19 protein-coding genes and 1 tRNA gene are annotated in these 19,138 nt (G+C 64.3%); 5 read left to right on the top strand and 15 right to left on the bottom strand.

All coding sequences use genetic code 11. From position 1 onward, the window contains the following. Window position 1: 1 nt before the first annotated feature. A complete protein-coding gene (locus ON058_RS10665) occupies window positions 2–319 on the top strand; it encodes an SHOCT domain-containing protein (RefSeq protein WP_274669028.1) in 318 nt (105 codons plus the stop codon). 96 nt (window positions 320–415) lie between these two features. After that, entirely contained in the window at window positions 416–1,177 is a 762-nt protein-coding gene (locus ON058_RS10660) for a trimeric intracellular cation channel family protein (protein ID WP_274669027.1), read from the top strand. 10 nt (window positions 1,178–1,187) lie between these two features. Here the strand turns inward: ON058_RS10660 and ON058_RS10655 are convergent, their stop codons facing one another. From ON058_RS10655 to ON058_RS10625, 7 genes are all read right to left on the bottom strand, one after another. Further along, window positions 1,188–3,266, bottom strand: a complete 2,079-nt coding sequence (locus ON058_RS10655; RefSeq protein ID WP_274669026.1) for an ABC transporter ATP-binding protein — start codon at window positions 3,264–3,266, stop codon at window positions 1,188–1,190. After that, window positions 3,266–5,050 carry an ABC transporter ATP-binding protein gene (locus tag ON058_RS10650; protein WP_274669025.1) on the bottom strand — a complete coding sequence of 595 codons (1,785 nt, stop codon included), beginning with the start codon at window positions 5,048–5,050 and terminating at the stop codon, window positions 3,266–3,268. The genes ON058_RS10655 and ON058_RS10650 overlap by 1 nt, the downstream gene beginning before the upstream one ends. A gap of 189 nt (window positions 5,051–5,239) precedes the next feature. Next, window positions 5,240–6,184 carry an FUSC family protein gene (locus ON058_RS10645; RefSeq protein WP_274669024.1) on the bottom strand — a complete coding sequence of 315 codons (945 nt, stop codon included), beginning with the start codon at window positions 6,182–6,184 and terminating at the stop codon, window positions 5,240–5,242. 10 nt (window positions 6,185–6,194) lie between these two features. Next, window positions 6,195–6,776, bottom strand: a complete 582-nt coding sequence (locus ON058_RS10640) for a GNAT family N-acetyltransferase (protein WP_274669023.1) — start codon at window positions 6,774–6,776, stop codon at window positions 6,195–6,197. Between the two features lie 12 nt (window positions 6,777–6,788). Then, the gene (thrB, locus tag ON058_RS10635; RefSeq protein ID WP_342453048.1) at window positions 6,789–7,688 is read right to left on the bottom strand and encodes a homoserine kinase; all 900 of its coding nucleotides are present in this window, start codon (window positions 7,686–7,688) and stop codon (window positions 6,789–6,791) included. Between the two features lie 29 nt (window positions 7,689–7,717). After that, window positions 7,718–8,776, bottom strand: a complete 1,059-nt coding sequence (gene thrC, locus ON058_RS10630) for a threonine synthase (protein WP_274669021.1) — start codon at window positions 8,774–8,776, stop codon at window positions 7,718–7,720. Further along, complete coding sequence (locus tag ON058_RS10625; protein WP_274669020.1) at window positions 8,776–10,062, bottom strand: homoserine dehydrogenase; 1,287 nt, start codon at window positions 10,060–10,062, stop codon at window positions 8,776–8,778. The genes thrC and ON058_RS10625 overlap by 1 nt, the downstream gene beginning before the upstream one ends. A gap of 66 nt (window positions 10,063–10,128) precedes the next feature. Between ON058_RS10625 and ON058_RS10620 the strand changes: the two genes are divergently transcribed. Continuing rightward, complete coding sequence (locus ON058_RS10620) at window positions 10,129–10,968, top strand: DUF817 domain-containing protein (RefSeq protein ID WP_274669019.1); 840 nt, start codon at window positions 10,129–10,131, stop codon at window positions 10,966–10,968. Window positions 10,969–11,004: 36 nt separating this feature from the next. Further along, the gene (locus ON058_RS10615) at window positions 11,005–11,610 is read left to right on the top strand and encodes a hypothetical protein (protein ID WP_274669018.1); all 606 of its coding nucleotides are present in this window, start codon (window positions 11,005–11,007) and stop codon (window positions 11,608–11,610) included. Between the two features lie 31 nt (window positions 11,611–11,641). On the opposite strand, the gene ON058_RS10610 is transcribed toward ON058_RS10615, so the two are convergent. The 7 genes from ON058_RS10610 to ON058_RS10580 all read right to left on the bottom strand — a co-directional run bounded on the left by ON058_RS10610 (window position 11,642) and on the right by ON058_RS10580 (window position 17,840). Continuing rightward, on the bottom strand, window positions 11,642–11,875 hold the full coding sequence (locus ON058_RS10610) for a hypothetical protein (RefSeq protein WP_274669017.1): 234 nt from the start codon (window positions 11,873–11,875) through the stop codon (window positions 11,642–11,644). Window positions 11,876–11,953: 78 nt separating this feature from the next. Further along, window positions 11,954–13,291 carry a diaminopimelate decarboxylase gene (gene lysA, locus ON058_RS10605; protein WP_274669016.1) on the bottom strand — a complete coding sequence of 446 codons (1,338 nt, stop codon included), beginning with the start codon at window positions 13,289–13,291 and terminating at the stop codon, window positions 11,954–11,956. 3 nt (window positions 13,292–13,294) lie between these two features. After that, window positions 13,295–14,971 carry an arginine--tRNA ligase gene (gene argS / locus ON058_RS10600; protein ID WP_274669015.1) on the bottom strand — a complete coding sequence of 559 codons (1,677 nt, stop codon included), beginning with the start codon at window positions 14,969–14,971 and terminating at the stop codon, window positions 13,295–13,297. A gap of 30 nt (window positions 14,972–15,001) precedes the next feature. After that, window positions 15,002–15,391 (bottom strand): MmcQ/YjbR family DNA-binding protein, encoded by a 390-nt coding sequence (locus ON058_RS10595; protein WP_274669014.1) that lies wholly within the window; start codon window positions 15,389–15,391, stop codon window positions 15,002–15,004. A 45-nt stretch (window positions 15,392–15,436) separates the two neighbouring features. Further along, window positions 15,437–15,781, bottom strand: coding sequence for a hypothetical protein (locus ON058_RS10590; protein ID WP_274669013.1), 345 nt, complete (start codon window positions 15,779–15,781; stop codon window positions 15,437–15,439). Beyond that, window positions 15,778–16,347, bottom strand: a complete 570-nt coding sequence (locus ON058_RS10585) for a TetR/AcrR family transcriptional regulator (RefSeq protein ID WP_274669012.1) — start codon at window positions 16,345–16,347, stop codon at window positions 15,778–15,780. Before ON058_RS10585 ends, ON058_RS10590 begins: the two co-directional genes overlap by 4 nt. After that, the gene (locus tag ON058_RS10580; protein WP_274669011.1) at window positions 16,302–17,840 is read right to left on the bottom strand and encodes an MFS transporter; all 1,539 of its coding nucleotides are present in this window, start codon (window positions 17,838–17,840) and stop codon (window positions 16,302–16,304) included. Before ON058_RS10580 ends, ON058_RS10585 begins: the two co-directional genes overlap by 46 nt. A 162-nt stretch (window positions 17,841–18,002) precedes the next feature. Here ON058_RS10580 and ON058_RS10575 point away from each other — a divergent pair. Further along, window positions 18,003–18,075, top strand: a tRNA-Arg gene (locus ON058_RS10575). A gap of 127 nt (window positions 18,076–18,202) precedes the next feature. Here the strand turns inward: ON058_RS10575 and ON058_RS10570 are convergent. Beyond that, window positions 18,203–19,078, bottom strand: a complete 876-nt coding sequence (locus ON058_RS10570) for an aldo/keto reductase (protein WP_274669010.1) — start codon at window positions 19,076–19,078, stop codon at window positions 18,203–18,205. Window positions 19,079–19,138: the final 60 nt, after the last annotated feature.

Here is a 19,138-nt window from a genome sequence, read left to right as displayed (position 1 = left end):
CATGGCTCGTCGGATTGGCCGTCCCGGCCTGTTGGGGACGATGGCACGCACTGCAGTGATCTCGGGTACCGCAACCGCGGTGTCGGGAGGTGTGGCAAGGCGTCAAGCAGGCCGTGCACAAGCGCGCCAGCAACAGCAGTATGTGGAACAGCAACAGGCTGCGCAGGTGCAGGCGGCACCAGCGGCACCGGCTGCCGTCCAGGCGTCCGGGGCCAGCGACGACCTCATGGCTCAGCTTTCGAAGCTTGCAGAGATGAAGGCGGCTGGAGTGCTCTCCGAGGCCGAGTTCGCTGCCGCGAAGGCAAAGCTCTTGGGCTAGTCCGCTGTGAACGGTAGGCCATGCGCAATGGCACCGATGCGCGTGTCGTGACCTCGATGGCACGATCCCGGGACTTTCCCTCCCTACTCTGTGCTCATGCCTGAGGCTCTTGATATCCCGCTCGCCATCAACTTGGTGGCTGTGTTCGTGGGCGCACTCCTGGGTTCGATCCGCGCTGGCGAGGAAGAACACACCGACATCGTGGGCGTGTTCACCCTCGCAGCCGCACTGGGCTTTGGTGGTGGTGTGGTGCGTGACGTGCTGCTCGGGAACCTGCCCCCCGCGGCGTTTCGAGACCCCGCCTATCTCATCACCGCCGCAGTGGCCACCGTCATCGGCGCGCTCGCGCTGGTGTATCTCAAGAAGCTCTCCAAGGTGCTGTGGGCACTCGACAGCCTCAGCATCGGCCTGTTTGCCTGTGTGGGAGCGAATGCGGCGTTGATTGCCGGGCTCAAGCCGGTCGCGGTGGTCCTCATCGGCACCTGCGCGTCCGTGGGTGGCGTCGTGATCGCGGACGCGCTTCAGGGCAGGCCGTCCTCGATCATGTACGTGGGACCACCTGCCGCGGTCGCGGGGCTGGCTGCGTCCCTGACGTACACCGCCGTCTACTCCTACCTGGACGAGCTATGGGTCGTGGTGATTGCGGTGGCAGTGGCGATGGCTGTGAGACTGCTGGGGCCCATCTTCCACGTCACCGTGCCCCAGCCGCGTCGCGAGGCCTATCAACTACGCAAACGCCGCGAGGCTCAACGCCGGGTCAGGCAGCGCACACTCCGCCGCGCCGAACGCACCGGGCTACCGCCCGAGCGCCACGACAGCACTCTCGAGCCGCCACCCGGAGGGCCCCACGCCCCATAGGGCGGACTCGCTATCGCGCTTCACCAGTCAAAGGCGGCTCGTCGTCCCCTTCGGTGGTCCCTTCCACGGGCATTGCGGGGATCCCGGTCATCGCCGCATCCGCGGCGAGTTCGGCATCCAAGGCGACGACGGGGACCTGCCCTGTCGCGGGCGCTGGGTCATCGACATCGTCGACCGGCGCGGAGAACTGCGCCTCATACAAGCGGGCGTAGGCACCCTTGGCGGCCACAAGTTCGTCGTGGTTGCCTTGTTCGACAATGTCGCCGTGCTCCATCACCAAGATGAGATCAGCGTCCCGAATCGTTGACAGTCGGTGCGCAATCACAAAGCTGGTGCGGTCCTTACGCAAATCTTCCATGGCGCGCTGCACCAAGAGTTCGGTACGGGTGTCGACGGAGCTCGTGGCCTCGTCGAGGATCAACACGCTGGGCTTTGCCACGAAAGCGCGGGCGATGGTGATGAGCTGGCGCTCACCCACGGAGACGTTGGTCGCGTCATCGTCAAGAACGGTGTCGTATCCGTCTGGCAGGGAGTGCACAAAGCGGTCCACGTAGGCAGCCTTAGCGGCGTCGAGGATCTCCTCTTCGGTGGCGTCAGGGCGGCCGTAAGCGATGTTCTCCCGAATGGTGCCGCCGAACAGCCAGGCATCTTGCAGCACCATGCCGGTGCGGGACCGCAGGTCGTGACGCGTCATGCGGGCGATGTCCGTGCCGTCCAAGGTGATGCGGCCGCCGTCGAGTTCGTAGAAACGCATGATCAGGTTCACCAGCGTTGTCTTTCCAGCGCCCGTGGGCCCCACAATCGCCACGGTCTTGCCGGGCTCCGCGGTCAAGGAGAGGCCGGTGATGAGGGGCTTGTCCTCCTCGTAGGAGAACTTGACGTCCTCGAAGTCCAGGCGTCCGTGGAACTCCTCGGGGGTGTCGGCAGGGTCGTCGTCTTCCGTCTGATCGTCTGCATCAAGGAACTCGAAGACACGTTCAGCGCTCGCTACACCAGACTGCAGAAGGTTAAACATCGACCCCAGCTGGCTGAGAGGCTGCTGGAACTGTCGTGAATACTGAATGAAGGCCTGCACGTCACCGATGGGAAGTGAGCCGTTCGCCACCATCACGCCACCCACCACTGCGACGGCGACGTACACCAGGTTTCCCACGAACATCGCGGCCGGCATGATGATTCCGGAGATGAACTGGGCTCCGAAGCTTGCCTGGTAAAGCTCGTCGTTCTTCTCGTCGAACTCCCGCTGAGTGACGTCCTGACGCCCGAACACCTTGACCAATGAGTGGCCGGTGTAGGTCTCTTCGATCTGTCCATTGAGTTCGCCGGTGTGCTTCCACTGGGCGACGAACTTCACTTGGCTGCGCTTGGCCACTTGCGCGACGATCACCAGCGTGAGTGGAATCGACACCACTGCGATCAGGGCCAGGATCGGGGAGATCCACACCATCATGACGAGGACACCGATGACCGTCAACACAGACGTGAACAGCTGGCTGAGCGTCTGCTGAAGCGTTTGCGACACATTGTCGATGTCGTTCGTGACTCGGCTCAAGAGCTCGCCGCGCTGGTTGCGGTCAAAATAGCTCAGCGGCAGCCGGTGAACCTTTTCTTCCACGCGCTGGCGTAGTCGATAGACGGTTCGTTGGGTGACTCCGTTGAGGATCCACCCCTGCGCAAGGGCCAGAATCGCTGACGCGACATAGATCGCAACAACAGACCACAGGATCCGGTGAAGCGCGTCAAAGTCAACGCCGTCGCCGGTGATGAGTCCTTCGAAGATGGTGGTCGTGGCATTACCCAGAATCTTGGGGCCAATAACCGACAACGCGACCGATGCCGCGCCCAGCACAATCACGAAGATCACGAGCGATCGCTCGGGGCGCAACTGACCGAAAAGTCGCTTAAGCGAAGGCCCAAAGTTCATGGCCTTCTCAGTGGGCATGGCTGCCGCAGGCCCGTGACCAGGCCCCCCGCGCGGCGGCCGTGGCGGTGCTTTGACAGCACCGGCATCATGCTCCCGCGCGGCTTCCTTCAGCTCTTCTGCCTCAGTCGACGAAGACGACGGCGTGGTGTTGTTGTTCTCAGCCATCACGCCTCCTCCGCTCGAAGCTGGGTACTGACGATCTCTTGGTACGTGGGCGAAGTGTCGAGTAGCTCGGTGTGAGTGCCGCGTGCGACAACCTCGCCATCTTCGAGGACCAGAATCTGGTCTGCGTCGACGATGCTCGACACACGTTGCGCCACCACGATCACCGTCGCGTCCGCGGCGTGGGTTGCCAACGCAGCTCGCAGTCGGGCATCAGTGGCGGTATCGAGGGCGCTGAAGGAGTCGTCGAACAGGAGCACGGAAGGCTGCCGCACCAGGGCACGCGCGATCGACAGTCGCTGGCGCTGACCCCCTGAGACTGTCGTGCCGCCCTGGGCCATCGGCGTCTCAAGCCCTTGCGGCATCGCCTTGACGAAGTCGTCACCTTGCGCCGTGCGAAGAGCCTGCCAGAGTTGCTCCTCGGTGGCGTCTTCAGCTCCATAGCGAAGATTGGACCCGACCGTTCCGGAGAAGAGGTAGGGGCGCTGGGGAACCAAGCCCATGCGCTTCCACAAGTCTTCAAACTCCAGGTCTCGGACGTCCACGCCGTCGACGCGGACCGTCCCCGATGTGGCGTCATACAGGCGCGGCACCAGGCCCACGAGCGTGGATTTTCCTGCGCCGGTGGAGCCAATGATGGCGGTGGTGGTGCCGGGCCGTGCAGTGAACGTGATGTTCTTCAGCACCGGTTCCTCGGCGCCGGGGTACGCGAAGGTCACGTCCTCAAACTCCACGAGGCCCGTGCGGACATCGGCGGTGCCGGGCTGGGCGGCCTCCTCGACGCTGGTGCGGGTATCGAGGACTTCGCTGATGCGGTCTGCAGACACCGACGCGCGCGGCACCAACACAAACAAGAACGTCGCCATCATGACGGCCATCAGGATTTGAATGATGTAGGTCAGGAAGGCGGTCAGTGCGCCTACCTGCATCTGTCCGTTGTCCACACGCACCGCGCCGAACCACAGCACCGCAACTGACGAGACATTCATCACCAGCATCACGATGGGGAACATCGAGGCCATGAGCCGGCCGGCCTTCAGCGCAGACTCAGTCACAGCCGCGTTGGCTTCAGCGAAACGGTCCCGTTCCTGGTCTTCGCGCACAAAAGCACGGACCACACGGATTCCAGTGAGCTGCTCGCGCATGACCCGGTTGATCGCGTCAATGCGCTTCTGCATCCGTTGGAAGTGCGGCACCATGCGCCAGATGATGAGAATCACCGCGATGAGGAGCAGCGGTATCGCCACGACGAGAATCCACGACAGCGCCACATCTTGGTGGAGCGCCATGAAGACACCACCGATGGCCATGAACGGCGCGGTGACCAGCAGCGTGCAGCTCATCAGGACCAGCATCTGCACTTGCTGAACATCGTTGGTGGAACGCGTAATCAGGCTGGGAGCTCCAAAGCGTTGCACTTCATTCTCGGAGAACGACCCCACCCGCGCGAAGATCTGGCCGCGCAAGTCGCGACCCACAGCCATCGCGACGCGCGCCCCAAAGTAGACCGCCACGATCGAGCAGGCGATTTGGAGGAAAGACAACGCCAGCATGATCCCGCCTACGCGCCAGATGTGCGCCACGTCTCCGGTCGCGACACCGTTGTCGATGATGTCGGCGTTGAGGCTGGGCAGGTAGAGGTTCGCGACTGAGGAGCCCAGTTGGAACAGCACTACCCCGGTCAGTGGGCGCGCATAGGGCTTGACGGATTGCACGAGCAGACCCCAGAGCGTTCCTTCACGTGCCGGCGGCCGAGCGGTGGACTGTTCTTGCGCAAGCGCAGTCATGTGTCTCCTCACCAAGATGTGGTGCCGGTGCGCACCTCCCGACACGCTCCAACATCGCCACGCGCCGCATCTTGTTTCACCCTAGTACCGGGTCCAGACAGATGACGGTGCAAGAACGCCCCGGCGGCAGGTTTTCGCTGATGGCGCACCACCACTGGCAGCGCAGCGAGGGGCGTATGGCAGCGCGACCTACCGGCGCTCGATGGTGCTGATGGCCCACCCCGCACCGACTGCTACGAGCGCTCCAGCCAACGTCCAACCCACCCGTACCGCGGCGGCGTCCACCGCGACATCACCGTGCCCCGCTCCCACCAGCACGACCACCGCGAGTGCCCCGTATGCCACAAAGGCGTGCCTGCGTTGCGCGACCATCATCGCAACGGACACGAACACCGCGACGAGGCCCACCGCAATCGCGACCCAAGCAGGTACCAGCGCCGCCACCGCCGATCCCACCAGCGCCCCGACAATGGTGCCTGCGACACGGACCCGCCCACGAGCAACGGTTTCATGCGGCATAGGCACCAGCACGGTGGACAGCGCAATGACCAGCCACATGCCATGCGGCAGGTCTTCGTGGACCACGACTGCCGTGACCGCACCCGCGGTGAGGCCCAGCATCAGCACATACGCCCACGCCACCCGGCGCCCCACGTCAGGCGCCGGCACCCGGGGGATGCGCAGCACGCGCACCGCAGCAATCGTCAACACCGCACCCATCACGGTGCCCATGGCCGCAAAGATAGGTTCGCTTTCGAGCGTGCCACCCGCGATGTTCGCCACGATCACCGGGACCACTCCCACCACGGCTCCGTATCGCCGCACCACCGGCAGTTGCACGATGACGGCGACCGCGACCACAAGACCTGCGGCGACCGCAGCCAACTCTTGTGAGGCAAGGGCCGATGCCGCCGCCAGGACCACGACGAACCACACCACATACGGCCAGGAGGGTCTACGCAAAGCGAGTGCGAGCACCGCGACCGAGCCCACCGCGCTGGGCACGGCAAGGTCGACTCCGTCGACCACGAAACCCACCGACGCGCATCCAAGGACGATCGCGACCACGATCCCCGCGACACGCATTGCCGCACGTGGCGGAAGCGAGGACAGCACGCGGGTCTTGACACTCATGGTGAGCCCGCTACGCCGTCAGTTCACGAACAAACATTGCTCCGTCGACGCCTTCAGGGACGGTGAACCCGACGCGCGGATAGAAGGCCATGGCGCCCTCGTTGCTGGGATCCACCCCAAGATGCACGCCAGGGCATCCGCGGGCGGCCAAGAGTTCGCACGCTGCCTCGATCAGCGCACGGCCAGCTCCCTGGCCTTGGGCTGCTGGCAGGAGGTCGATGTGGAGGTGCGCAGGGAAGTCTTCAACCAGCGGACTCATCATGCGTTCGCGGTTGGTGGCGGACCGTAGGAGGGTCTCGTCGCCTTCAGTGCGCAAGGGATGATGGTCTGCGACAGCTGGCCACCATGAGTCGTTGAACCACTCTTGGAATGCCGCCGTGTCGTCTGTACCAATCACGTAGCCGACCGCACCCTCGCCTGTGTCCCAGACGAGTGCGAACCCACCTGGACCATCGAGGTAGGGGGTCGCGTACACATCGGCGAGCGCCGTGTCATCGCCATAGATGCCGGTGGCGTCTTGCCCGGCTGCACCGGTCACCCGGCAGATCTGTGCAATCGCGTCGCGATCGTCGTTGGTCGCTTCCCTGATCATTGTGTGCTCCGTCTAGATTCGCCGCGTGGTGGCTCCGGGCACTCGCTCGACGGAGTGCACCACACGCCAGTTTTCTCCACCAATGCCGCGGGCCCATTGCGGCATCCCGGATTCGAGTCCGTGTTGCGCGAGTCCGGCGCCCATGACCAAAACGGAAGGGCCGGCTCCCGAGACCACGGCAGCCAGCCCTTGTTCGCGCAGGTGCGACATCATCGCCATGGCTGCCGGCATCACGTCCGCACGGTAGTTCTGGTGCAAGCGGTCTTCCGTCGCAGCAAAGAGGTGTTCGGGCTGGCCCGCGAGTGCGGCAACCAAAAGTGCAGAGCGTCCCGCATTGAACGCGGCGTCACGGTGCGGCACCTGCGTAGGCAATACGGAACGTGCCTGGGTGGTCGGCAGGACAGAACCTGGAACCAGGACCGCAGTCTCGATCCCGGCCGCGACTTGCAGCGTGGCGGCATGTGGCATCGCGCCATCCATCCAGGCCACCGTCGCTCCACCCCAAATGGCGGGTGCAGCGTTGTCCGGGTGTCCTTCAAACGACGTGGCGATCTCCAACGCGACTTCTGGGGACAGCGCCTCGGGCTCGGCAATGAGGCCACGCGCAGCAGAGATACCCGCAACAACGGCAGCCGCAGACGATCCCAAGCCGCGCCCATGCGGAATGCGGTTGTGGGCGCGGATCACCAGACCCGTTTGGGAAGCACCCACATGGTCGAGCGCGGCACGCAGCGCCCGCACGACGAGGTGTGACTCATCACGAGGCAGCGTATCCGCGCCTTCGCCTTCAATCTCAAGCACCACATCGTCCGACGCCACCGCGCGGACCTCGATCTCGTCGACGACGCCGAGCGCTAAGCCCAACGCGTCGAACCCAGGACCAAGGTTTCCAGCGGTTGCCGGAACCGTCACCACTACATGGTCAGCGCCTACACGCATGGCTACAGACCCAGGGCCTTGGCGGCGGCAGCAACGTCCACGGGAATGACCTTTGGCTCGATCTCGCGGCCAGCGAGCGCGGTTGCCGTGTCCTTGAGACCATTGCCCGTCACGGTGCAGGTGATGGTCGCGTCCGCAGGGACCTCGCCCAGTGCCGCAGCAGCCAGCAGCCCAGCGATCGGAGCGGCCGATGCTGGCTCCACAAAGACGCCAACATCCGCCGCAAGACGTGCTTGGGCGTTGAGAATCTGCGTGTCGGAGACGGCGCGAATCCAACCGCCGGACTCATCCCGCGCAGCGATCGCAAGGTCCCACGAGGCAGGCTTGCCGATACGGATTGCCGTCGCGATGGTTTCGGGATCCTTCACGGGGCCGCCGTGCACGAACGGTGCCGCACCCTCGGCCTGAACGCCCCAGATGCGCGGCGTGCGGGTGGCGATACCCGCCTCGGCGTACTCCTTGAAGCCCATCCAGTAGGCAGAGATGTTGCCAGCGTTGCCGACGGGCAGCATGTGGATGTCGGGCGCATCGCCCAACTGGTCCACAATCTCAAAGGCGGCGGTCTTCTGTCCCTGCAAGCGGTACGGGTTGACGGAGTTCACCAACGCGACCGGGTAGTCCTCTGACAAGGAACGAACGATGTCGAGGCATTCGTCAAAGTTGCCGTCTACCTGGACCAAGGTGGCCCCATGAACGATGGCCTGGGCCATCTTTCCTGCCGCAATCTTGCCTTCCGGAATCATGACGACGCAGTTCAGGCCTGCGTGCGCCGCGTAGGCAGCGGCCGATGCCGAGGTGTTGCCGGTCGACGCGCACACCACCGTGTGGTCGCCGTCCTTCACCACCTGCGTCATCGCAGACGTCATGCCACGGTCCTTGAAGGAACCGGTGGGGTTCATGCCCTCGTACTTGACGTAGACCTTCGCACCCACCTCCTCAGAGATCGAGTGCGCGTAGATCAGGGGCGTTCCGCCTTCGCCAAGCGACACCACACGGTCGCCGTCATCAAACGGCAGGCGGTCCAGGTACTCGCGGACAATCCCGCGCCACACGTGAGCCATTACTCTCCCTCGATTCGCAAGACAGACAGCACTTCACCCACGGCATCCATGCCGCGCACTTCGTCGATCGTGGCGCGCAGCGCACCTTCCGACGCTCGGTGAGTGGAAATGATCAGTGACGCGAAGTCGGCGTCCGGCACCTGGAGCACAGAGCCGATGCCAACCTCATGCTTGGCGAAAACATCGGCGACGCGCGCCAACACACCAGGCTTATCGTGGACGCTCATGCGGACCGCGTAACGCGTTTGTGCGCCTTCGATGGGCAACACATCGTGCCGAGCGTAGTTAGACTCGCGTGGTCCGCGGCCGCCATTGGCAACGTGGCGGGCCACGGAGACAATGTCTCCCAGGACAGCCGATGCGGTGGGAGCACCACCCGCACCCTGGCCGTAGAACATCAACTCACCTGCGGCCTCAGCCTCGACGAAGACAGCGTTGAACGCTCCGCGCACCGTGGCGAGCGGGTGGCTCAGCGGCAGCAAGGCCGGGTACACGCGAACCGAAACCCCGGCATCGGCCTTCTCCGCGATAGCCAAGAGCTTGATGACGTGGCCAGTTTCCTTTGCTGCGGCAATGTCAGCGGCGGACACCTCGGTAATGCCCTCGCAGTAGACGTCGTCAATCGTGACGCGCTGATGGAACGCCAGCGACGCAAGGATGGCTGCCTTCGCCGCAGCGTCATGCCCGCCCACGTCTGCGGTCGGGTCCGCCTCGGCATATCCCAGCCGCTGCGCCTCCGCCACCACCTCGTCGTAGTCAAGGCCCTTGGTCGTCATCTCATCAAGCACGTAGTTCGTGGTGCCGTTGACGATGCCCAAGATACGGGTGACCGTGTCACCCGCAAGAGACTCACGCACAGGCCGCACCAACGGGATCGCACCCGCGACAGCCGCCTCAAAGTACAGGTCCGCGCCCGCAGCGTCAGCCGCTTCATACAGTTCTGCACCGTGCGTGGCCAACAGCGCCTTGTTCGCCGTCACGACGGCCTTGCCTGCGCTGAGCGCACGAATGATCATGGCGCGCGCCGGCTCCAGACCACCCATCAACTCCACCACGACATCGGCGCTATCAATAAGCGCCTCCGCGTCGGAGGTGAGCGCCTCAACTGGCACGACAGGGTCGCGCGCAACAGAGGTATCACGGACATACACGCCGGCAAGCTCGACACTGCCGCCCACGCGGGCGGACAAGTCCGAGTTGTTCTCGGTCAGGAGCCGCACCACCTGGGTGCCGACAGTCCCGCATCCGAGCACGGCGATCTTCACTGGGCTGATAGCGGTGGACACGGCGCTAACTCTATCGGAGCGCTCGGCCTCCCCTGCATCGGCCTTCCTCATGGCACAGTGTCACCCATGCCCGGAACCGCTCAGACACTCACACCACTGCAGCGCACGGTGTACGTGTGGCGGCACTTATGGGCCTTCGCGTTGATCAACCTGGTTTCGCTGACCTTCGCCATCGCCTTGTTTGTTGCGATGGCCGTCACTGACTATGTGGATCTCCCCATTCCCCGATACGACGCCCTGCTGATCGCTGGCGTCGGCATCACCGTCGTGATGTGGGCCACCGGCATGGAGTCAGCCCGCGAAGTCGGTGTGGTCGCGCTGTTTCACCTGCTGGGCCTGGTCATGGAGATCTTCAAAGTTCAGCAAGGATCCTGGACCTACCCAGACGAGGGCACCCTCATGGTGTGGGGTGTCCCCCTGTACTCAGGATTCATGTACGCCGCGGTGGGATCGTTCATCTGCCAGGCATGGCGCAGGTTCGATCTCCGAGTGACGGGGTACCGAGCTGTCCCGCTCACCACCCTTGCCATCGCCGCTTACCTGAACTTCTTCATGCATCACTGGATCTGGGACTTGCGCTGGCTGATCGCAATCCTCTTCGTGGTGGAGATGCGCCACACCTGGATCCACTACACGGTGAAACAGCTAAGACTCCGCATGCCGTTGGCTCTCGCCTTCGTGTTGATCGCGTTCTTCCTGTGGATTGCGGAAAACATGGGGACCTTCCTGGGCGCGTGGCAGTATCCCGACCAAGAAGCGTTTTGGCAGGCCGTTCACGTGGGCAAACTCGGCTCATGGGCACTACTGGTCACGCTGAGCTTTGTCATCATTGCCACCCTCAAGCGCTGGGAAGGCACGTTGTACGGCCACCCGGGCGACCAGCCCAGCGTCACCACCGCACCATGACCCCAGGCGGGGCGCCCGCTCGTTAGGCTCAATGCCATGAGTCGCCGTACCCCGTCTTCACCGCCCGCGCGCATCGTCATGGTGTGCACCGGAAACATCTGCCGCTCCCCCGCCATGCACTATTGGGCGGCACGGGAATGGGGCGACGCCGCCGAGGTGACGAGCGCTGGCATCTACGCAGAGATCGGGATGGATGCGGACCGGGCGATGCGAGCCGCCGCACGGCGACAAGGACTCGAGATCCCTCGCCACCGTCCCACGCAACTGGATCGCGGCATCCTCACCCGTGCGGACTTGGTGCTGGTGGCAACGGAACAGCACGCACGCTGGGCACAGCGCGAGTGGGGCGAACGTGCGCCGCACGTGTTCCTCCTGAAAGAAGCAGTCACGCTCTCGCAACGGGCCGATGCGCCTGCGGGGTCGTCGGGTGCAGACAAGCTTCGTGACATGGCGGCGGCGCTCGACGCCGCCCGACTAGACGAGCCCGCTCCGCTCACGAGCCTGGACGACCCGTGGGGTCTGGATACTGGCACGTTTGACCGCGTAATGACAGAGATCGTCGATGGGCTTGCCACACTCACACACTGGGCGGGCATGACGGTGAACGATGGGGCCGCACACAGGACGGCGCCCCGAGGCTGAGGGGTTCCCGGGGCGCCGCTGTGAGCGTGCGTTATCGGTTAGCTACTGCAGGCGGGAGGGTGCCTGAGTCGTCAGTAGCGATGGCTCTGCCACCGGTACCAACCGAGTCGCTGGTGCTCAAGGGACCAGTCGCGGACGACTCGTCCTGCGCGTCAAAGGGCGTATGCGCCCCTGCACGCCGTTCTGCCTCCACCTCCGCCGCGAGCGCGTCCAGAGGTGTGGCACTGCGGTGTGCGCCGTTGTCGTGCTGAGGGTTCACTGACATGGCATTCTCCTTTCACCGCGAGCAGCGGTGCTGCTCACTCAGGACAACGCTTGACGGGCCCTCAGATAGTTCTCAGATTCACGCGGGAACGTCCCAGTCGAGCAAGTCTGCGATGGTGTCGCGGCGCACCAGCACCTTCGCGGCGCCATCGCGGACAGCGACCACTGCAGGACGGAGCGCGTTGTTGTAGTTCGACGCCATTGAACGGCCATACGCACCCGTTGCCGGGACGGCCAGCAGGTCGCCACGAGCGATGTCCTGCGGCAGGTCCACATCGCGCACGACAATGTCGCCTGACTCACAGTGCTTGCCGACCACGCGTGACAACACCGGTGTGACGTCAGACTCACGTGAAGCGATGGCCGCTGAATACTGCGCTCCGTACATGATGGTGCGCGGGTTGTCACTCATGCCGCCATCGACGGCCACGTACTGACGCTCTCCCCCGTCTTCGAGCGAGACGCGCTTCACCACTCCCACGGAGTACAGCGTCATGCCGGCGGGTCCAGCAATGGCCCGGCCCGGCTCGATCGAAAACCGCGGCCACGTCCCGCCAATGGGCTCCATCACCTGCGCCACAGCATCGGCAATCTCCACTGCAGCATCGGCCGGGTCAAGCGCCTCCGCACCCTCGGTGTACGCAATGGCGTAGCCGCCACCCAGATCCACTTCAGGGAGTTCCACACCGGCCGCGTCCACGAATGCGGCACGCAGTCGCAGCATCCGGTCTGCAGACTCACGGAACGCGTCGATCGACAGAATCTGGCTGCCAATGTGCGTATGGATTCCTAGCAAAGTGAGGTTCTCCGCTGCATGGCACGCCAGCAGCGCCTCGAGTGCCGCGCCCGTAGCGAGCGATAGCCCAAACTTCTGATCTTCGTGGCTCGTGGCGATGTACTCATGTCCACCCGCGTGCACACCGGTCGTGACCCGCACCATCACTGGCGCCTTCACCCCAAGAGAACCCGCCAGCTCATTGACCACATCAATCTCAGTGAACGAGTCCACGATGATGCGCCCCACACCCACAGTCAGGGCGCGCGTCAGCTCATCGATCTGCTTGTTATTGCCGTGCAAGCCAATCCGGGACGCGGGAATACCGCCACGCAAAGCGACCTCGAGTTCACCCAGCGACGCGACATCAATGCACAACCCGTCCTCATGCATCCAGCCAGCGACCTGGGACGAGAGGAACGCCTTCGACGCATAGAACACGTCTACCTGGGCGCCGTGACGCGCGAAAGCAGCGCTGAAGTGGTCGCGGAAAGCCGATGCGCGGGCGCGGAAGTCGCGCTCGTCCACCACATACAGAGGGGTTCCGAACTGCGAGGCGAGGTCGGTGACTGACACTCCCCCCACGTTCAGCACGCCGGCGTCCGAGCGCGTCGCAGTGCACGACCAAGGAGAGTGCGTCATGCCTTACATCCTCTCGGGTGACGACACACCCAGCAGGCGCAATCCGTTCGCGAACACCTGACGTGAGGCGTCGTTGAGCCACAGGCGGGTGCGGTTGAGGTCAGTGATGGCCTCGTCGCCCTGCGGAGTCACACGGGTGCGGTCGTACCAGCCGTGATACACGCTCGCGAGTTCCTCGAGGTAGCGTGCCACCCGGTGCTGCTCGCGGAACTCCACGGCCTGGGCCACGACGCGGGGGAACTCGCCCAACACACCCAGCAGCTTGGCTTCCCACTCGTGCTCCAGCAGTCCGCCGTCGAAGCCGTCCTCGCGGCGAATGCCGTACTCGGCAGCGTTACGCGCTACCGAGCATGCGCGGGCATGGGCGTACTGGACGTAGAAGACCGGGTTCGCGTTGGTGGCGGAGGCAAGCAGGTCGAGGTCGATGTCGATCGTGGAGTCGGCACTCGAGCGCGCAAGCGAATAACGTGCGGCATCCACGCCGACCGCGTCCACCAAGTCCTCCATCGTCACCACAGTGCCTGCGCGCTTGGACATGCGCATGGGCTCGCCGTCCTTCACGAGGCTGACCAACTGGCCGATGATGACCTCGACCAGCGAGGGCTCATAGCCGAGCGCGGCCGCAGCAGCCTTCAGGCGTGCGATGTAGCCGTGGTGGTCGGAACCCAGCAGGTAGATGCACAGATCTGCGCCGCGTTCCGCCTTGTCGCGAATGTAAGCGATGTCACCAGCGATGTACGCGGCGTTGCCGTCAGACTTGATGACAACACGGTCCTTGTCGTCGCCGTGCTCAGTGGACCGCAGCCACCAGGCGCCATCGGCCTCATACAGCGCGCCCGAAGCCTTGAGCTCTTCGAGGGCCTTCTCAACCTTGCCGGACTCGTGCAACGAGTCCTCGTGGAAGAACACGTCGAACTCGACACCAAAGTTGGACAGCGACTGCTTGATTTCGTTGAACATCAAGCGGACGCCACGGAGGCGGAAGAACTCGATGGCCTCATCACGGGGCAGTTCCAAGGGGTCGGTGTCGGCGTTCTCGGCAGCCTCCACCATCACCTCGTTGGCGATGTCTTGGATGTACTGTCCGCCGTAGCCGTTCTCGGGAGTGTCTTCACCCGCGACGACGGCATAGAGCGACGCCGCAAAGTTGTCGATCTGCGAACCGTGGTCGTTGAAGTAGTACTCACGCACCACGTGGGCGCCGTGGAACTCCAGGAGGCGTGCGAGCGAGTCTCCTACAGCCGCCCACCGGGTGCCACCGATGTGGATGGGGCCCGTGGGGTTGGCGGACACGAACTCGATGTTGACCGTCTTACCGGTAAAGGACTCGCCGCGGCCGTAATCAGCGCCGTACTCCACGATGCCGCGGGCCAACTCGCCAGCAGCCTCTGCGGCAATGCGAATGTTGATGAACCCGGGTCCGGCGACCTCTGCGGTGGCGATGCCCTCGATCTCGATCAGGCGCTCGACCAACGTGTCGGCGAACTCGCGAGGGTTGCTTCCCGCCTTCTTTGCCAACTGCATGGCGATGTTCGTCGACCAGTCGCCGTGGTCACGCTGACGCGGGCGCTCCACGCGCACTTCGTCAGGAACGTCGAAGGGAGACAACTGGAAGTCGGAGTCGTCGATACCTTCGAGCAGAGCGGTCCGAATCTGTGCGGCAAGTTCCTCAGGAGTCACGCCCGTCAGTCTATCGGCGGATGCTCACCCTCACTGCGCCGACGAGTCGAGCTCGGCTTGGACGTACTTGGGTAGTGATTCCCTGACTGCCCAGTAGCCGCCCTGGATCGCTTCCACACACAGGGAACGCGGGATGTAGGGGTCGTCGAGTCGCAACGAAATCCACCACCGCTTGTTCGCGTAGTAGCCGGGGGTGAAGCCCTCGTACTGGTGAACGAGTGCAGCATTGTCGTCAGGGTCGCCCTTGACCGTCACGATGGGATGACCGTCGGGGTCTGCTGATACTCGGCCGAAGTGTTTCCCCGCCACCTGGAACGTCTGCGCTCCCCATTCGGGGTACGGCACTACCTGTGCTGCGGGGAGACCGCGAACGGCATCGGCAATCCACGAGTCAAGGTCTGGGACGTCATAGGTAGCCATAATCCGACATTACGGGCACCCACTGACACGAGACCGTGGGTAGCTCTAGCCCGCGACGTCGATTGCCGTCACCACGCACTGGACCGGGAACGACTCAGCGCACGTGTCGGTCCACACCTCGATCCGGTCACCAGCACTGATGACATGCGCGTTGTCGACCGCACCGGTCACCGGCACCGTGTCATCCACGACAAAAGTGGTGCCGTCGAAGTACTCGTAGCCCTCATCGGGCGTGAACTTCAACGACACAGTCTCGGATCCGAGCACCACGGAGGCCACGGTGCCCACGGCCGCGGGCGTCTCCTGCGGCGGCTCCCCTGCATCGGCTGCGCAACTCGCGAGCGCCACCATGAGCGCCACTCCTGCCGCCCCCTGCACCACGCGCCTCATGCTGCCGGCTCCGCGGTCCGGGTGAGGTCGAGCAACTGCTCCCGAAGAAGATCCATGTCCCCAGGATGCAACACGGAACCCCACAACGGGCCGATGCTCGCGCCGTCGCTTGCGGTGACGACAAGCCTGACAGTCGCGGCAGGGAGGCCGTCATCGGCCAGGTCCGTGCGCCACCGTTCCGCATCAGCGATGGCTAGCGCTTCAAGGTCGACTTCGCTCATCAGGTGAGCGGCGAGCGCCACGTTGTCGCGCATCGTCGAGACGTCGTCGGCATCGTCAAATGACACGCGAATGTAAGCGCGGGTCAGCCTTCCAGGCTCCGTGTCGGCGTCGTCGACCGCAGCGAAGACTGCGGCGCGGAAGGACTCGAAAAGGTCCGTCGCTGCCGCCTGTAACAGGGCCGCTTTGCTCGCGTAGTGGTACAGGAGCCCACCTTTGGAGACCCCCGCCTCCGCGGCCACCGAATCCAGAGTCGCAGAAAGCCCATCGCGTCGCACTGTGCGGGCGGTGGCGTCAAGGATCAAGCGCTTGGTGTCACCTGCAGAGCGTCCCTCGATGCGTCCCATGCGTCCTCCTGAGTCAAGTCCCTGCGTTGACGTCCAGGGATGATCCGCCACGCCACCACTGCTCCACCAAGCAGCATCATGACAGCCACGATAGTCGCGACCTGCATGCCGGCGACAAACGCCTCTTGGGCATGGCGCCACGCCTCGCTGGCCGGATCAAGTACGTGAGCCGCGCCGCTCAGGGAATCGGCGGCAGCCGCCTTGTCGGAGCCCGTCAGATAAGCCGGGACCACCATGTGGGCCCGGTACACCGCGGAGACGACGGATCCCAAGACAGCGATTCCGAACGCGACACCGAGCTCATACGCGGTCTCCGAAACCGATGCCGCCGCCCCTGCCTTGGGCGCGGGAACGGCGGACACGACCGCGTCCACGCTGAGCGTTTCGGCGAGCCCGATCCCCAGCCCGACCGGCACCAGGGCGAGCCCAATCCACAGATATGAGTCTCCGCTTTCCGCGAGCCCCAAGCCCACGAGCCCTGCCGCAGCGACCAACAACGCAGTGCCGATGGCCGGGCCACGCCCCAACCGTCGCAGGCTCCATCCGACGAGCGCCACCACGGCCATGGATGCAATCGACACCGGCAACTGTGCCAGCCCGGCTTCCAAGGGCGTCATGCCCTGGACCAGTTGCAGGTATTGCGAGAAGAAGAAGAGCAAACCGGAGAACGCGAACACAGTGATGAAGTTCAACGACACGGCGCCGGCAAACTCGGGTACGCGGAACAACGAGACATCGATCATGGGCGCGGGCGATCGACGCTGACGCCGCACAAACGCCACGGAAGCCACCACGCTGATGGCGAGCGCCACCACCACGGCCAGGCCCAGGTCGCCTGAGAGCGACTTCTTGATCGCGAAGACGAGGGGCACGAGTGCGGCCATCGACAGCGCGCTGGAGAGGAGGTCAAACCGGCCGCGGTCGGGGTTCTTGGACTCAGGGAGGACGATGGCTCCGGCCACGACGAGGATGGCCACTACGGGGACGTTGATGAGGAGCACTGACCCCCACCAGAAGTGAGCGAGCAGTGCGCCACCAACGAGCGGCCCCAGCGCCAGTCCTCCAGCGGCCGCGGCCGACCAGATTGCGATGGCGCGACTGCGTTCGGCGGGATCCTCGAACACAGTGCGGATCAGTGCGAGCGTGGAGGGCATCAGGGTCGCGCCTGCGATGCCGAGCAGCAGGCGAGCCACGATCAGCATTTCCGGCGTCACGGAGAAGGCCGCGAGCGCCGATGCTGCGGCGAATGCGACTGCGCCCATCAACAGGAGCCGTTTGCGGCCGATGAGGTCGGCAAGGTTTCCCATGGTCACCAAGAGACCTGCGATCGCCAACGAGTAGATGTCACCGATCCATAGGATCTGTGCCGATGTGGCGCCGAGTTCTTGGGTGAGGTGGGGAACGGCGAGGTAGAGGACGGTGCTGTCGATGGTGAGCAACAGCACTGCTCCCACTAGCACCGCGAGGGAAGCCCACTTGCGCGCAGAACTCATGACACCTACTCCAAGCAACTGAGGACTCACGGTGCTGTGAGGCGACCGCGGTCACCGTCGAAACAAACCGTCTGGTCGGTACAGTAACTCCGAGATGGGAGCGGACGCAACTCCAAGACGGGCAGCACTGGTACCCTTTTGCTTCGCAGGTCTCACCTGCATGCCCCCGTAGCTCAGCGGATAGAGCGCCGGTTTCCGGTACCGAAGGTCGCAGGTTCGATTCCTGTCGGGGGCACGTTGTGATTGCTCGCGACACACACGCTGAGGGGCGCGCTGAAAGGCGTGGATCCCCTCAGCGTTGTCGGGACTTCTCCCCACCCACGTCTTTGCGGCAGCTCGACTGCGCCGCCGTCACTCCACCGTCACTCAGTCGGCAACACGTCCGCGTTCAACGCAGCGAGTTCGTCTTCCGTGAGTTCAAGTTCAACCGCACCCGCCGAGTCCAGGATGGAACTCGGGCGCGAGGCTCCCGGAATCGGAATGACGTGCTCCCCCAACGCCAACTCCCATGCCAGCACGACCTGCTGCGCGGACACTCCCCGAGCATCGGCTACCTGTTGGAACGCATGGAACCGTGTCCCCACGTCCCCGGCCCGACCAATGCCGCCCAAGGGGCTCCACGGGATAAACGCGATTCCCAGCTCCGCACACTCCCGCATCTCGTCCACGCTCGACACGAACGCCGGGGAGAACTGGTTCTGAACTGAGGCCAGGCGAGGACCCAGAATCTGGTGTGCCTCACGAATCTGACTCACGTCAGCGTTGGAGATGCCCGCCATCTCAATCACGCCCTCGTCAAGCAACTCCGACAGCGCGCCCACCGAGTCGGCGTACGGAACACGCGGGTCAGGGCGGTGGAACTGCAGGAGGCCGATGCTGTCGCCGCCCAAGCGTTGAGCCGACGCCTTGGCCGCATTCTTGAGATACGAGGGGTCGCCGTTCACCGTCCAGGATCCATCCCCGGGACGCAGATGACCGGCCTTTGTCGCGACAAGGATGTCCCCGCGCCGCGCCCCATACGCCACCAAGGCCCGCGCGATCAGCGCCTCATTGTGGCCTGCCTCGCCCGGATGCAGATGGTACGCATCAGCGGTGTCGATCAGGGTGACGCCCGCATCAAGAGCGGCATGGATCGTGGCAATCGCGCGCGCCTCATCCGGGCGCCCCTCGATGGACATCGGCATGCCACCCAGGCCAATCGCGGAAACAGTGTGCGTGCCCAGCGTGCGCTGCAGCATTGAGACTCCTCACCTTTGCCGTCCACCGTCGAACGTACCGGGCCAGAGCGTCTCACCTCA

The organism is Demequina sp. B12 (assembly GCF_028823635.1).
Lineage (GTDB): Bacteria > Actinomycetota > Actinomycetes > Actinomycetales > Demequinaceae > Demequina.
Note: the sequence above shows the minus strand (reverse complement) of the source record. Positions and strands in the feature narration are given on the sequence as shown.